Genomic DNA, 14,867 nt, shown 5'->3' with positions numbered 1-14,867 from the left:
CCCGGCGCTAAAGCTTCCGGCGTGCGGCCCTAGACTCGCCCCGGTGACCACTCCCACTCCCCCCGACGAACCGCTGATCTGTTCGGCGCGGGGATGCCGCGCTCCCGCCATCTGGGAGCTGCGCTGGAACAATCCCCGCCTGCACCCGCCGGAGCGGCGCAAGACCTGGCTGGCCTGCGCCGCGCACCGCGGGTCGCTGGGCGACTTCCTCGACGCGCGCGGCTTCCTGCGCGAGGTCGTACCGGTGCCCGGATCGCCTACGCTCGAAGGGTGATTGAGCGCAGCGGATCACCCGGGTGAACGGTGACGACCTCGCCGGCCGGCCGCCGGCCCCGACCGGCCCCCTGGAGCCCTGGCCGGACACCGTCCGGTGGCAGCCGATCTCCCGCGACCTGATCTGGGTGGAGCTGATCCGGCTCGGCATCGGACTCGGCGTGGCGCTGGTGGTGCTCGGCGTGGCCTGGGCGCTCGCCGGGCACTGGCTGTTCGGCGCCGCGATGGGCGTGGCGCTGCTGCTGGCCGCCTGGCGGGCGGTCACCATCGTCCGCGCCGTGCGCGCCTGGGGCTACGCCGAGCGGGCGGACGACCTGCTGGTCCGGCACGGGCTGCTGGTGCGGCGGCTGTCCATCGTGCCGTACTCCCGGATGCAGTTCGTCGACGTGAGCGCGGGGCCGCTGGAACGCGCCTTCGACCTGGCCACCGTGCAGCTGCACACCGCCGCGGCGGCCAGCGACGCCCGCGTGCCGGGCCTGCGACCGGCCGAGGCGTCCCGGCTGCGGGACCGGCTCACCGCGCTGGGCGAGGACCGGGCGGAGGGCCTGTGAGTTCCGGCCCGGCCGAGCCGGAGCGCGCCGCCCCGCCGCCGCACCCACCCGCCGCGACACCGCCGCCAGCCGGTGCCGAGCCGCCCCGCAACGGCCACCCGTGGCCACCTCAGCCCGGGTACGCCCTGCCGCCCGCGTACGCCCATACCCCACCGGGCCACGGTCACCCCGCGCCCCCACCCGGCTACGGCCCACCGGCCCCGCCGCCCGGTCACGGACCGCGGGCCGAGGAGGAGCCAAGGCAGCGGCTGCACCCGCTGAGCCCGGCGCTGCACGGCGCGAAGTCCCTGGTCGTGGTGATCGCCGGGCTCTCCTGGTCGACGCTGTCCCGGGTCGGCTTCGGCTGGTTCGCCGTGCTGGTCGCGATCTTCGTCCTCGGCGCCACCGTCCTCTCGGTGGTGAGCTGGTGGAACACCGGCTACCACGTGGTGGGCCGCGAACTGCGGGTGCACGAGGGGCTGCTCTGGCGGCGTACCCGGGCGATCCCGCTGGAGCGGTTGCAGGCCGTGGAGGTGGTCCGGCCGCTGCTCGCGCAGCTCACCGGGCTGGCCGAGCTGCGGCTGGAGGTGGTGGGCGGGGGCAAGACCGAGGCGCCGCTGGCGTACCTGAGCGTGGCCGAGGCGACCGCCCTGCGGCACCGGCTGCTCGCCGTGGCCGGCCGCGCCCCCGTGACCGGCCACGCGCCCGAGGCCGCCCCGCCCGCCGCCGGCGCACCGGCCGCGCCGGCCCCGGCCGGGCGCCGGCTGCACGCCGTACGCAACCAGGACCTGCTGGTCAGCCAACTGCTCACCCCGCAGGCGTTCCTGCTGCCGTTCGGCCTGGCGTTCGTGGTGGCCCAGTTCCTCTCCGAGGGGTCCTGGTCGTTCATCGCGGTGGCCAGCACGCTGACCGCGATGGCCGGCGTGGTGCTGCAACCGGTCCGCCGGGTGCTCGACGACTGGGGCTTCCGGCTCGACCGGGACGGCGACGCGCTCCGGGTGCGCAACGGGCTGCTGGAGACCCGGGTGCAGACCGTGCCGCTGCACCGGGTGCAGACCGTCGGGGTGACCTGGCCGCTGCTCTGGCGGATGAAGGGCTGGCTGCGGCTGCGGCTGGAGGTGGCCGGCTACTCGGGCGCCGAGCCGGACGACCGGAACCGCCCGGACCGGCTGCTGCCCGTCGGCGACGCGCCCACCGCCGAACTGGTCGTCGCGGAGGTGCTGCCCGGCGTACGGCTCGCGGCGCTGCCCGCCACGCTGCCGCCGCGACGGGCCCGCTGGCTGCGCCCGCTGAGCCGGGCGCGGGTCGGAGCCGGCCTCGACGAGCAGGTCTTCATAGCCCGGTCCGGGCTGCTCACCCGCCGGTTGACGCTGGTCCCGTACGCCCGGATCCAGAGCGTGCGGGTGACCCAGGGGCCGGCGCAGCGGCGGCTGCGGCTGGCCACCGTGCACGCGGACACCGCCGGCGGGTCGGGCGCGGCCGCGCTGGACCGCGACCTGGCCGAGGCGTGGGAGCTGGCGGCGGAACTGACCGCGCGGTCGCACGCCGCCCGCCGGACCGACCGGCGCCGCCCGGGCTGACCCGGGCCGGGCGACCGGGCGGTCAGCGCTCGACCGGCACCGTGGCCGGGTCGGCGGCGGGCGCGGAATCGGCCGGGCCGGCGGCAGGCGTGGCCGGGCCGGCGGGCGCGGGGTCGGCCGCCCGGGCCGGCTCGGCGGCGGCGGTCGTCGCCCCGGCCGGGGCGAGCGCGGCGCGGCGGGCCCGGCGGGCCGCCCACCAGCGCTCGGCAAGCCCCACCACCAGGAAGGTCAGCCCGACGTACGCCCAGCCGACGAGCACGTCGATCAGGTAGTGCTCGCCGCTGTAGATCAGCGTGAAGGTCATGGCCAGCGGGTAGGCCAGCAGCAGCGGCCACCAGAGCTTCCGGGTGCCGCGGAGGAAGAACAGGACCACGAACAGGGCGAACGCGGTGTGCAGCGACGGCATGGCGGCGACCGGGTTGGAGGCGATCTGCCCGGCGTTGAGCAGGTTGCCCGCGCCGTGCATGCCGATCTCCTTCCACCCGCGGGTGGAGATCCGCGCGACGTCGGTGAGCAGCCCGTTCTGGGCCGCCCACCACGGCGGGGCGGCCGGGTAGAGGAAGTAGGTCGCCAGCCCGGCCGCGCAGAGGAAGCCCCACCGCCGCATGTACGCGCCCCAGCGCGCGCGGTCACGCAGCCAGAGCACCGCGGCGGCGGCGAGCGTCGCCACGAAGTGCGAGAAGTAGATCCAGCTGACCGCCACGTCCCACCAGTGCACCTGGTCGGGCCGGTAGAGGTGCTCCTGGAGCCAGATCGTGGGCACCTCGCCGCCGGTGGCCCAGCCGGTCAGGAACCGGTCGGCGACGATCAACTCCATGGCGTGCGGCGTGGCGCCGTTGTCGGCGAACCCCCGGGACAGGTTGTACGCGGCCAGCAGCAGCACCACCGGGATCCAGTCCCGGGCGAAGCGCAGGTGGCTGCGCCACGGGCGGGACGACTGCCAGGCGATGGTGCCGGCCCAGATCCAGAGGAACGCGTACGCCGGGTCGGTCGGCAGCCCGATGGCGAGCCAGGCGGCCACGAAGGCGGTCCCCCAGATCGCCATCGCCACCACGCGACGGCGCCCGCCGTCGGGGGACGCGGTGGGTCCGGCGGGGGCGGGGGGCGGGGGGTCAGTCAGAACGGCCATCGCGGACAAGGTTAACGGCGGGCGACGGGGCCGCCGACGCCGACCGCCCGCCGCCGGGGCAGCGCGCCCCCGGTCCGGGCCCCGGGAGGGCCGGGGTGGCGGTGCGGACGCCGCCCGGGCCGCTGCACTACGGCCTGTTTCATAACTCGGCGGAGTTGTGAGACAGCGCCCTTCTCGGGCGTCCGCGCCTTGCCCCGGGTGGGGTGGGTGCGGTTCCTGCGTCATCGGGGCCGGTTTCGCCTGCGCGTGTGCGCGGGCCAGTGCCTTCCCCTCGGCCGGCGTTGGTGACCGGGCCCCCTGCGGGGAGGTCCCGGATCTGGGCGTGGTGCTGCTCGGCCCAGATGGCGAGGTTGACTGCGGCGTTGTGGTCCCGGTCGGCGTGATGCCCGCACGCCTGGCAGGTGAACGTGCGCTGGTGCAGAGGCATTGTGGGGGCCACGGTCCGGCATGCGGAGCAGGTCTTGGTCGACGGGTACCAGCGGTCGACCAGGGCAAGTTGGCCGGCGCGCCACTGCTGCTTGTAGGCCAGTTGGCGGGCCAGTTCGCCCCATGCCGCGTCGGCGACCGTCGAGGCCAGGCGCCGGTTGCTGAGCATGCCGGTGATGGTGAGGGTCTCGATGGCGAGCCGGTCGTGGGTATTGACCAGCTGGTTGGAGACCTGGTGCAGGAAACGGCGCCGGGTCGCGGCCACCCGGGCGTGGTGGCGGCCCAGCCGGGCTGCGGCCTTGGCGCGGTTGTGGGAGCCGCGTTGTTTGCGGGTGACCTTGCGGGACAGGCGGCGCTGGCGCGCGAGCGCGGCCCGGGCGGGCCGTGGCCAGCCGTCGACTCGCAGGACCTGCGTGCCGTCGGCGAGCGCTGCGGCGATGAACGTCGACAGGCCCCGGTCGACACCCACCCACCCTGCGGCGCTGGTGTTGGGCTGGTGGCGGCGGGCATCGTGCAGGTCGGCGGCTTCGCAGGTCAGTGACACCGCCCACCGGCCGGCCCGGTGGCTGACCGTCGCGGACACGACCTTCGCCCGCCCCTTGGCCAACATGCGCCGCAGCCGGCGGGTGTCCTGCCGTACCGCCAGGGCGCCGATGCCGGGCAGGGTCACGGTACGCGGCGCGTGCTCACCGACCCGGATACCCGCCCGGCCTGCGGCAGAAGTCCTACTGCGGATGCGAAACGACAACGGTGCGCGTTTCTTGGACTTGAACCTCGGAAAACCGACCCGCCGACCCCGCCGCTGGCCGGTGCGCGATGCCGTGTACGCCGAGAGACCGCGGCCGAGATCGACCGCGGCTTCTTCAAAGACCTGCTGACATACCTCGCCCCGCCATGCCAGACCGGTCACCTGCACCGTGACGGTCCCGTCACCGGCGGCGACCAGCACCCGGCCCGCGTCACCCGAGCGTTTCCACACGTTGAACGCGTTGATCAGGTCGAAGCCCGACCACGGCACCGTGCCGACCGCCCCACCACGCCTGCCGTCCAAAGCGTCCTTGACCAGCCGCAGGCACTGGTTGTAGCCGAACCGGGCCGCACCCGCATGCCGACGCAACACACTCTCCTGCTCGGCGGTCGGGTTCAGACCAAACCGGAACGTGGTGAAACGGGCCACGGCAGCACACCATGCCACACACCACCGACAAACAGCCCACCACTTGCACAGACCCAGAAACCCCACGGGCCAACCGACAACAATGGCTCACAACGCCCAGCACCAGCCGCTCAGTTATGAAACACGCCGTAAGCTCGGCCCATGCAGGAGCAGCCGGAGCCGCCCCTCGCCCCGGGCCTGACCGCCCGGGTCGAGCTGACCGTCACCGACACGGACACGGCGCAGGCGGTGGGCTCGGGCGACGTGCCCGTGCTCGGCACGCCCCGGGTGCTCGCGCTGGCCGAGGCGGCGACGGTGGCGGCCACGGCGACCCGGCTGCCGTCCGGGTCGACGACCGTCGGCACCCGGGCCGAGCTGGAGCACCGCGCGGCCACTCCGGTCGGGCGGACGGTGGCGGCCCGGGCCGAGCTGGTCAAGGTCGACGGCCGGCGGCTGACCTTCGAGGTGATCGTGACCGACGGGAACGAGGTCGTGGCCACCGGGCGGGTCGAGCGGGCGCTGGTCGACCGGCAACGCTTCGTCGAGCGCGCGGTGCGGGCGTCATGACCGCCCGGTTCGTCGAGGTGGCCGACCGCGTGCACGTGCTGCGCGACCCGCTGCTGCACGTCAACGTGACGCTGGTGGTGGGCGACGGCGCCGCGCTGCTGGTGGACACCCTCTCCACCGCCGGTCAGGCCCGGGAGCTGGCCGAGGCGGCTCGGGCGGTCACCCCGCACCCGTGGACGATCGTCAACACCCACCATCACTTCGACCACTGCTTCGGCAACGCCACGCTGGCCGCCGACCCGCCCCGTCCGGTGTACGCGCACGCCCAGGCCGCGGCGGTGCTCCGCGACCACCCGGACGAGCTGCGCCGGGCCGCGGCCGAGGAGATGCGCGCGGAGCAGCCGGACCTGGCCGCCGAGCTGGCCCGGACCGAGCTGCTGGCCCCGACCCACCCGGTGCAGGGGGAGGCGGTGCTGGACATCGGCGGGCGACGGGTGGTGCTGCACCACCCCGGGCACGGGCACACCGACGCCGACCTGGTGGTGCACGTGCCGGACGCGGACGTGCTGGTCGCCGGCGACCTCGTGGAGCAGAGCGGGCCGCCGGCCTTCGAGGAGTCGTACCCGGTGCAGTGGCCGGACGCGGTGGCCGCGCTGCTGCGCCTGACCACGCCGGCCACGGTGGTGGTGCCGGGGCACGGCGCGCCGGTCGACGTGGAGTTCGTGCGGGCCCAGCACGCCCAGCTCGCCCAGCAGGCCTGGCTCATCCGGGCCGGTCACACGGGCAGCGCGCCGCCCGAGCGGGTGGCGGCCGAGTCGCCGTTCGGCGCCCGCCCGGGTCTCATCGCGGCCCGCCGGGGCTACGCCGAGCTCGACGGCGCCGCCTGACCGCCCGCGGCGGGGTCAGGGGCGGGCGCGCAGGGCGTCGAGCAGGGCGTCGAGGTGCGGGGCGGCGGCGAGGATCGCGTCGCGGGCGGGCGGGTCGAGGGTGGCCAGCGCCTCGGTGAGCAGGGCGCTGCGGTGGGCCGCGTGCTCGGCCATCCGGGTGCGGGCGGCGTCGGTGAGGGTGAGCCGCGCCACCCGGCGATCGTCCGGGTCGCGGTCGCGCGCGAGCAGCCCGGCGTCGGTGAGGTCGCGGACCAGGGTGCTGACCGTGTTCGGTGCCGTGCCCAGCCGGCGTGCGACCTCCTTGCCGCTGATCCCCGGCTCGGCGCGGACCAGGTGCAGCAGTTCCACCTGCGCCTCGGGCAGGGCGTCCCGGTTGGCCCGGGCGACGACCTTGCGGCGCACCAGCCGGTGCAGCTCCCCCACGACGGCGCCGAACCGCGCGACGGGCTCCTCAGTCGCCACGGGTCACCTTCTTCACATCGCAATAGTTCTGAGTACAGAGCTAAGGTTACCCGGCGATCACCGACCCAGGGGGAACCTCGTGAGCCAGACCGTGCGGACCGCCGCGCGCCCGACCGTCCACCCGCCCGCCGCCGGGGGTGGCGCGGCGCTGCTGGTGCTGCTCGGCACGCTCACCGCGATCGGCCCGCTCTCGCTGGACATGTACCTCCCGGCGTTCCCCGCGATGACCCGCGACCTGGGCGCCGATCAGGCCGGCATCCAGCTCTCCCTCACCACCTGCCTGATCGGCCTCGCCGTCGGCCAGTTCGTCACCGGCCCGCTCAGCGACCGGTGGGGACGGCGCCGCCCGGTGCTGATCGGCGTCGTGGCGTACACCGTCCTGGCGCTCGCCTGCGCGGCGGCGCCGAGCGCGCCGGTGCTGGCCGCCGCGCGGTTCGCCCAGGGCCTGGCCGGCGGCATGGGGGTGGTGGTCGCCCGGGCCGTGGTCCGCGACCTCTACTCCGGCCGCGAGGCCGCGAAGTACTTCTCCCGCCTCACCCTGGTCTTCGGGGTCGCGCCGGTGGCCGCGCCGAGCGTGGGCAGCCTGGTGCTGCGCGTCGGGGACTGGCGGGCGGTCTTCCTCACCCTGGCCGCCATCGGGGTGCTGCTGTCCGTCGCGGTCGCCCGGCGCCTGCCGGAGACGTTGCCGGCCGAGCGCCGCAGCACCGGCGGCCTGGCCGCCACCGCCCGGACCATGCGGTCGCTGGCCGCCGACCGCGTCTACCTCGGGTACGCGCTGACCCAGGGCTTCGCGTTCGCCGGGCTGTTCGCGTACATCTCCGGGTCGTCGTTCGTGTTCCAGGACGTCTTCGGCGTCTCCGCGGTGGCGTTCAGCCTGGTCTTCGGGCTCAACGCGCTCGCCCTGGTGGCCACCGGGCAGGTCAACGCCCGCCTGCTCGACCGGTTCAGCCCGCGCCGGCTGCTGGTCACCGCGCTCGTGGTCGGCGGGGTGGCCGCGGCCGGCGTGCTCACCGGGGCGCTGGCCGGCAGCCTCGCCGTCGTCGCGGTGACGCTGTTCGCCTTCGTCGGCTCGCTGGGCATGGTGACGCCGAACAGCACGGCGCTGGCACTGGACGCGCACGCCCGGCACGCCGGCACGGCCGCCGCGCTCATGGGCGGCGTCCAGTCGGTGGTCGGCGCGCTGGCCGCACCCCTGGTCGGTCTGGGCGGCGAGGGCAGCGCCGTGCCCATGGCCGTCGTGCTGGCGGCCGCCGCCGCCCTCTCCCTCACCGCCGTGCTCACCCTCGCCCGCCCGCGCTGACCTCAACGGAAGCGCTCGGCCACCGCCACCCGGTTGGGCATGGCGGTGGCCCCGCCGGGTGACTCGCAGACCAGGCCGGCCACCCGCAGGGCGAAGGCCACCCGGTCCCGCCAGCCGGTCGGGTCCGTCGGCTCGCCTTGGTGCAGCAGGTCGGCGATCAGGGCGCCCATCACCGAGTCGCCCGCGCCCGTGGCGTCCACCGCGTCGACCTTCGGCGCGGGGACGCGTACCACGTCGCCGGCGGCGGCGACCAGGGCGCCGTCCGCGCCGAGGGTGACCACCACGGTCGCCGCGCCGAGTTCCCGCAGGTACGCGGCGACGCCCTCGACCGGTTCGTGCGGGTAGAGCAGGCGCGCGTCGGCGGCGCTCAGCTTGACCAGGTGGGCGCTCGCGGCGAACTCGGCGACCACCCCGCGCAGGTCGTCCAGCGCGCCGGGCCCGGTGAGCAGGGTGGGCCGCACGTTCGGGTCGAACACCCGCAGCGCCCCGGCGATCGACCAGGCCCGGCGGGCGGCGGCCAGCACGGGCGGGGCGAGCAGCACGATCGAGCCGCAGTAGAGCACCTGCGCGCCCTCGACCAGGGCCACGTCGAGGTCGTCGGCGGTCAGGAGGGCGTACGAGCGGGGTTCGCCGTAGAAGCGGAAGTCGGGTTCCGGGCCGGCGAAGGTGGCCACGGCCAGCGCGGTCGGCGCCGGCACGGTGACCGCCCCGTCCAGCCCCACCCCGGCGGCGCGCAGGAAGGCGCGGATCCGCGCGGCGAGCGCGTCGTCGCCGAGCGACCCGACGAACTGGACGTCCCCGCCGAGCCGGGCCACCGCCACGGCCACGTTGAGCGGCCCGCCGCCGATCGCCTGCCGGTAGACGGGTTCCCCCTCGTGCACGGCGTCGAGCAGATCGACCAGCGCCTCGCCGAGCACCACCGCGTAGCCCATCCTGGCTCCCTCCGTCCGTCGTACCCCTGATCCTGTCGTATGCCGAGGCCCGGCGCGACGTGACTCCCGCATCGACGGGCGGCTATTGCGCGGGATGCCCGGACGTGATGGGATTGCGCCTGCCGGGAGGGCGCGGGGGCTGCCGCGCCGCCGGCCGCCGGGTCGAGCCGACGCGAGGGCACTCACCGGTCCGTGGCACGGACCGCAGGCGGTGCGCGTCTCCCGACGGCCCCGGCCGCACTCCGACCGCCGGGCGTGGCACCGCGATCGTCGCATCCGCTCGTCGCAGCGGGGCGGCCCGTGCGGGTCGCGCCCCGCGAGTCAGGAGATCCCGTGCACCGATCCCGTACGGCCGCGCTGCTCACCGCGGCCGCCACCCTGGCCCTGGGCGCGTTCGCCCTGGTCACCGGCCCCGACCCGGCCGCCGCGCACGGCGCGGCCATGACGCCGGGCGCCCGGACCTACCTGTGCTGGAAGGACGGCCTCACCGCGACCGGGGAGATCCGGCCGAACAACCCCGCCTGCGCGGCGGCGGTCGCCCAGAGCGGGGCCAACTCGCTCTACAACTGGTTCAGCGTGCTGCGCTCGGATGCCGGCGGCCGGACCGTCGGGTTCATTCCCGACGGCAAGCTGTGCAGCGGCGGCAACGCGAACTTCAGCGGCTACGACCTGGCCCGCACCGACTGGCCGGTCACCCACCTGACGGCCGGGCGGTCGATGGAGTTCCGCTACAGCAACTGGGCCCACCACCCGGGCACCTTCTACTTCTACGTGACCAAGGACAGTTGGAGCCCGACCCGGCCGCTGGCCTGGAGCGACCTGGAGGAGCAGCCGTTCCTCCAGGTGACCAACCCGCCGGCGATCGGCTCGCCGGGCACGAACGACGGGCACTACTACTTCACCGGCACCCTGCCGGCCAACAAGAGCGGCCGGCACATCATCTACTCCCGCTGGGTCCGCTCGGACAGCCAGGAGAACTTCTTCGGCTGCTCCGACGTGACCTTCGACGGCGGCAACGGCGAGGTGACCGGGATCGGCAACGGCGGCACGCCGTCACCGAACCCCACCACGCCGACGCCGGGCCCGACCAGCCCGACGCCCACCCCGACCTCGCCGAGCCCGACGCCGACCCCGACCATGCCGGGCGGGGCCTGCATGGCGGTCTACAAGGTGGTCAGCGCCTGGCAGGGCGGCTTCCAGGGCGAGGTCATGATCATGAACCACAGCACCCGCACCTACAGCGGCTGGACGGCGAACTGGACCTGGCCCAGCGGCCAGACCATCACCCAGCTCTGGAACGGCTCGGTCAGCACCAGCGGCGCGGCTGTGACGGTCACCAACGCCCCCTACAACGGGAGCGTGCCACCGGAGGGCACCACCACGTTCGGCTTCACGGCGAACGTCTCCGGCACCAACACCCTGCCCACGGTCACCTGCACCGGCCGGTGAACCCGGACTGAGAAGGGCCCCCGGGGCGTACCCCGGGGGCCCTTCGTCACGCCCGCGTCAGCGGACCATGCTGCCGACCACCGGCTTGGTGAGCAGGGCCGACTGGTTGCGCTGGATGCCCGGGTCGAGGGTCTTCGCCACGAAGATGGCGTGCCAGATGCAGAAGATCAGCACGGTCCACACCTTGCGGGAGTGGTCCGCCTCCTCCCGCTTGTGCTCGTCCAGCAGCCGCATGGCGTACGACAGGTCGATGAGGTCGCCCGCGCCGGAGGTGGCCAGCACGTGCCGGGCCCACTCGTACATCTCGCCGCGCAGCCAGACCCGGGTCGGGGTCGGGAAGCCCAGCTTCTTGCGGTTGACGATGGCCGGCGGCACCACGCCCTGCAGCGCCTGGCGCATCGCGTACTTGGTGGCCTCGGAGCGGGGCGGCAGCTTCAGGTCGACCGGGATGCCCGCCGCGACGTTGAACACCTCGCGGTCGAGGAACGGCACCCGGACCTCCAGCGAGTGCGCCATCGAGATCCGGTCGGCCTTGACCAGGATGTCGCCGCGCAGCCACGTGTAGAGGTCGACGTACTGCATCTTGGTGACGTCGTCCAGTTCGGTGGCCTCGGCGTAGATCGGCGCCGTGACGTCGGTGTAGCGGACCGAGGGGTCGTAGCGGCGCAGCAGGTGCTGCTTCTCCTCCTCGGTGAACATCCGGGCGTTGCCGTAGTAGCGCTCCTCGATCGGGGTGGTGCCCCGCTCCAGGAAGCTCTTGCCCTTCACGCCCTGCGGGATGGCCTTGGAGACCGCCCGCAGGCCCTTCTGCACGCCGCCCGGCAGGCTGTTGACCGCGTTGAGCGACAGCGGCTCCCGGTAGATCGTGTAGCCGCCGAAGAACTCGTCCGCGCCCTCACCGGAGAGCACCACGGTGACGTGCTCGGCGGCCTTCTTCGCCACGAAGTAGAGCGGCACCAGGGCCGGGTCGGCCACCGGGTCGTCCAGGTGCCAGACGATCTTCGGCAGGGCCTCGATCATGTCCTGCGGCCCGATCTTGGTCGGGATCGTGGTCACGTCGAGGTGGCGCGCCGAGTCCTGGGCCACGTCGATCTCGGAGTAGCCCGGCACGTCGTAGCCGACCGTGAAGGTCAGGATGTTCGGGTTGAACTCCCGGGCCAGGGCCACCACCGCGGTGGAGTCGATGCCGCTGGAGAGGAACGAGCCGACCGGCACGTCCGAGCGCATGTGCATCCGGACGCTCTCCCGCAGCGTCTCCCGGATCTCGTGGTAGAGCTTCTGCTCGTCGGAGACCGGGGCCGGGCGGAACACCGGCCGGTACCAGCGGCGCACCTCGATCCGGCCGCCCGGCGTCCAGGTCAGGTACTCCCCCGACCCGATCCGGTTGATCCCCCGGTGCAGGGTGCCCGGCTCCGGCACGTACTGGAGGGTCAGGTAGTGGCTCAGGTTGGCGGTGTCGATGCCCGCGTCGCCCTGGTACGCCGAGTGCGCGAAGGGCAGCAGCGCCTTCTTCTCCGAGGCCAGGTAGAGCCCGTCCTGGGTCTCCAGGTAGTGCAGCGGCTTGATGCCGAAGTAGTCCCGGGCGCCGAAGGCCCGCCGCTCCTGCCGGTCCCAGATCACGAAGGCGAACATGCCGCGCAGCTTGGTGAGCACCTGCTCACCCCAGTAGTGGTAGCCGGCGACGATCACCTCGCCGTCGCCGTTGGTGGCGAACTGGGCGCCGTAGTCGCGGATCAGCTCGTCCCGCAGCTCGATGTAGTTGTAGATCTCGCCGTTGAAGGTGAGCAGGTAGCGGCCGTTCGCGTAGGGCAGCGGCTCGTGGCTGAGCGCCACGTCGATGATCGCCAGCCGCTTGTGGGCGAACACTCCGTCCGCGTACCGGCCGGAGGCGTCGCCGACCACCTCGACCCCGGTCTCGTCCGGGCCGCGGTGGTGCAGGCACTCCAGTGCTCCGGCGATGTGGTCGCGGTGAGCGGCGGCGTCACCGCGCGCGCTGAAAAAGGCCAGGAGTCCGCACATGGGGGCCATCTTTCCACGCGCCGGAAGCCGCCGTCGCGGCACCGCAGGCACTCCCCGCTCCCGCGCGCGCGGTACCGTCGGGACCAGCGATGAGGCGCAAGGAGGCGGACATGGCCGAGGAGCGGACGCAGCAGGGCAAGCCGGCGGACGGCACCGAGTCCCACGACCCGGACTTCCCGGAGGCGTTCCTGTCCTTCATGCGGCAGGGCTGGCGGGACACGGAGCTGCCGGTCGGTCCCCGACCGGAGGTGCCCAACCACGCCAAGCGGCGGGCCGCGCTGGCCGAGGCGTTCCCGGGCGAGACGCTGGTCATCCCGACCGGCACCGAGAAGGTACGCGCCAACGACACCGACCACCGGTTCCGGCCGGGCAGCGACTTCGCGTACCTGACGGGTGACCTGGAGCCGGACAGCGTGCTCGTGCTCCGGCCGGGCGGCGAGGCCACGCTGTTCATGCGGCCCCGCTCGTCCCGGGCGACCGACGAGTTCTTCCGCAGCCGCCACGGCGAGCTGTGGGTGGGCCGGCGGCCGACGCTGAAGGAGAAGTCGACCGAGCTGGGCCTGCCCACCGCCGACCTGACCGAGCTGGACGCGGCGCTGGCCGAGCTGGCGCCGGGGCGCACCCGGGTGCTGCGCGGTTTCGACGCCCGTGTCGACGCCGCGGTGCGGCCGTACGACGGCGCGCGGGAGGAGGGGCAGCCGGGCCGGGACCGGGAGCTGGCCATCGCCATCTCGGAACTGAAGCTGGTCAAGGACGAGTGGGAGATCGCCCAGCTCGAGGAGGCGTGCGACGCCACCGTCCGCGGCTTCGAGGACGTGGCCCGGGCGCTCCCGGCCGACCGGGCGGTCTCCGAGCGGCTGCTGGAGGGGATCTTCGCGCTGCGCGCCCGGCACGACGGCAACGACGTCGGCTACGGCTCGATCGTGGGCGCCGGCGAGCACGCCACGATCCTGCACTGGGTGCACAACCACGGGGCCACCCGCCCGGGCGAGCTGCTGCTCATGGACATGGGCGTGGAGAACCGCAACCTGTACACGGCCGACGTGACCCGGGTGCTCCCGGTCGACGGCCGGTTCACCCCGCTCCAGCGCCAGGTCTACGACGCCGTCTACGCCGCCCAGCAGGCCGGCATCGACGTGATCAAGCCGGGCGTGGCGTTCCGCGACGTGCACCTGACCGCCATGCGGGTGCTCGCCGAGGCGCTGAAGGACCTGGGCCTCCTGCCGGTGAGCGTCGACGAGGCCATGGACCCGGCGTCGACGGTCTACCGCCGCTGGACGCTGCACGGCACCAGCCACATGCTCGGCATCGACGTGCACGACTGCGCCAACGCCCGCAAGGAGACCTACCGGGACGGACCGCTCGGCGAGGGCTACGTGCTCACCGTCGAGCCGGGGCTCTACTTCCAGCCGGAGGACGAGCTGGTCCCCGAGGAGCTGCGGGGCATCGGCGTGCGGATCGAGGACGACATCCTGGTCACCGCCGACGGTTCGGTGAACCTCTCGGCCGGGCTGCCGCGCCGCTCGGACGAGGTGGAGACCTGGCTGGCCGAGCAGCGCGAGGCCGGCCCCCGCCTGCCCGGCTGATCCGACCGGCACGAGCCCCGACGGGCCCGCCGCCGGCGTCTTGCGAGGTTTCTCGCGGTAACGACGCCGACGCCGGGCCCGTCGTCGTTTGCGCTGCTCACGGTCCTCCTGGTGTCGCTCCGCCCGGCTGCACCGCCCAGCGGCAAGGTGAGCCAAATGCGCGATTTCTTCGGATACGTCCGCGTCGCGAGGATCCTTCTCATACGGTGGCGATCAGAGGCTGCAAACCGATTTGTAGCTGGTCGCGCGGCTGAGACCGGTGCGACCCCTTTGGGAAGAACCGAAAGGGCGGAAGGCTCTGATGTCCAACGACGTAACGACTTCCGACGGCGGGGCGCCGACGCCCCCGCCGACGAGCAGGCGGCGGGCACTCTGGGTCGCCACCGGCGTGGCCGGGCTGACCGGCGTCGTCGGCCTGGCGGCCCTCGGTGGCCTCGCCGCTCGCGACGACAAGTCCGGCGAACCGCAGCGGGTCGCGGAGAACCGCGCGGCGCCCCAGAACGCCGGCGACGCCGGCAAGAAGGCCGGCGAGGAGCACAAGGACAAGGACAAGAAGGGTGAGGAGGGCCGGGACCGGGGGGAGTGGGACCCGAACGGCGCCGATCACGGGACGGTCCGGGAGGTGCCGTGT

Annotated in this window: 13 protein-coding genes and 1 pseudogene; 9 read left to right on the top strand and 5 right to left on the bottom strand. The window is 74.2% G+C overall.

Annotation, left to right across the window (positions count from 1 at the left end):
• The first annotated feature begins 43 nt into the window (after positions 1 to 43).
• From FXF50_RS27975 to FXF50_RS27965, 3 genes are all read left to right on the top strand, one after another.
• Positions 44 to 274 (top strand): hypothetical protein, encoded by a 231-nt coding sequence (locus FXF50_RS27975; protein WP_148431920.1) that lies wholly within the window; start codon positions 44 to 46, stop codon positions 272 to 274.
• A 22-nt stretch (positions 275 to 296) separates the two neighbouring features.
• Positions 297 to 824: a PH domain-containing protein gene (locus FXF50_RS27970; protein WP_148431919.1), complete on the top strand. Its 528-nt coding sequence runs from the start codon at positions 297 to 299 to the stop codon at positions 822 to 824.
• A gap of 125 nt (positions 825 to 949) precedes the next feature.
• Complete coding sequence (locus FXF50_RS27965; RefSeq protein WP_148431946.1) at positions 950 to 2,383, top strand: PH domain-containing protein; 1,434 nt, start codon at positions 950 to 952, stop codon at positions 2,381 to 2,383.
• Between the two features lie 22 nt (positions 2,384 to 2,405).
• Here FXF50_RS27965 and FXF50_RS27960 read toward each other — a convergent pair whose 3' ends face one another.
• Together FXF50_RS27960 and FXF50_RS27955 are read right to left on the bottom strand one after the other, a co-directional pair.
• Entirely contained in the window at positions 2,406 to 3,512 is a 1,107-nt protein-coding gene (locus tag FXF50_RS27960; RefSeq protein WP_148431918.1) for a phosphatase PAP2 family protein, read from the bottom strand.
• A 139-nt stretch (positions 3,513 to 3,651) separates the two neighbouring features.
• Positions 3,652 to 5,115 (bottom strand): RNA-guided endonuclease TnpB family protein, encoded by a 1,464-nt coding sequence (locus FXF50_RS27955; RefSeq protein ID WP_148431917.1) that lies wholly within the window; start codon positions 5,113 to 5,115, stop codon positions 3,652 to 3,654.
• Positions 5,116 to 5,256: 141 nt separating this feature from the next.
• Here FXF50_RS27955 and FXF50_RS27950 point away from each other — a divergent pair, with 141 nt between their 5' ends.
• Both FXF50_RS27950 and FXF50_RS27945 read left to right on the top strand, forming a co-directional pair.
• A complete protein-coding gene (locus FXF50_RS27950) occupies positions 5,257 to 5,661 on the top strand; it encodes a thioesterase family protein (RefSeq protein WP_148431916.1) in 405 nt (134 codons plus the stop codon).
• Positions 5,658 to 6,488, top strand: coding sequence for an MBL fold metallo-hydrolase (locus tag FXF50_RS27945; protein ID WP_148431915.1), 831 nt, complete (start codon positions 5,658 to 5,660; stop codon positions 6,486 to 6,488). Before FXF50_RS27950 ends, FXF50_RS27945 begins: the two co-directional genes overlap by 4 nt.
• A 15-nt stretch (positions 6,489 to 6,503) precedes the next feature.
• Here the strand turns inward: FXF50_RS27945 and FXF50_RS27940 are convergent, their stop codons facing one another.
• Positions 6,504 to 6,950 (bottom strand): MarR family winged helix-turn-helix transcriptional regulator, encoded by a 447-nt coding sequence (locus FXF50_RS27940; protein ID WP_148431914.1) that lies wholly within the window; start codon positions 6,948 to 6,950, stop codon positions 6,504 to 6,506.
• Between the two features lie 79 nt (positions 6,951 to 7,029).
• On the opposite strand from FXF50_RS27940, the gene FXF50_RS27935 reads away from it, so the two are divergent.
• On the top strand, positions 7,030 to 8,250 hold the full coding sequence (locus FXF50_RS27935) for a multidrug effflux MFS transporter (RefSeq protein WP_148431913.1): 1,221 nt from the start codon (positions 7,030 to 7,032) through the stop codon (positions 8,248 to 8,250).
• A 2-nt stretch (positions 8,251 to 8,252) separates the two neighbouring features.
• Here FXF50_RS27935 and FXF50_RS27930 read toward each other — a convergent pair whose 3' ends face one another.
• Entirely contained in the window at positions 8,253 to 9,182 is a 930-nt protein-coding gene (locus FXF50_RS27930) for a carbohydrate kinase (protein WP_148431912.1), read from the bottom strand.
• A 333-nt stretch (positions 9,183 to 9,515) separates the two neighbouring features.
• Here FXF50_RS27930 and FXF50_RS27925 point away from each other — a divergent pair, with 333 nt between their 5' ends.
• A complete protein-coding gene (locus FXF50_RS27925; RefSeq protein WP_148431911.1) occupies positions 9,516 to 10,631 on the top strand; it encodes a lytic polysaccharide monooxygenase in 1,116 nt (371 codons plus the stop codon).
• 57 nt (positions 10,632 to 10,688) lie between these two features.
• On the opposite strand, the gene asnB is transcribed toward FXF50_RS27925, so the two are convergent.
• Complete coding sequence (asnB, locus tag FXF50_RS27920) at positions 10,689 to 12,650, bottom strand: asparagine synthase (glutamine-hydrolyzing) (RefSeq protein WP_148431910.1); 1,962 nt, start codon at positions 12,648 to 12,650, stop codon at positions 10,689 to 10,691.
• A gap of 110 nt (positions 12,651 to 12,760) precedes the next feature.
• Here asnB and FXF50_RS27915 point away from each other — a divergent pair, with 110 nt between their 5' ends.
• A complete protein-coding gene (locus FXF50_RS27915) occupies positions 12,761 to 14,236 on the top strand; it encodes an aminopeptidase P family protein (protein ID WP_148431909.1) in 1,476 nt (491 codons plus the stop codon).
• A 301-nt stretch (positions 14,237 to 14,537) separates the two neighbouring features.
• Positions 14,538 to 14,867: pseudogene (locus FXF50_RS27910) on the top strand (hypothetical protein); the annotation flags it as partial.

This window comes from Micromonospora sp. AP08 (genome assembly GCF_008085935.1).
In the GTDB taxonomy this organism is placed as follows: domain Bacteria; phylum Actinomycetota; class Actinomycetes; order Mycobacteriales; family Micromonosporaceae; genus Micromonospora; species Micromonospora chersina.
The sequence above is the reverse complement of the archived record's forward strand: the minus strand, read 5'-3'. Positions and strand labels throughout refer to the sequence as shown.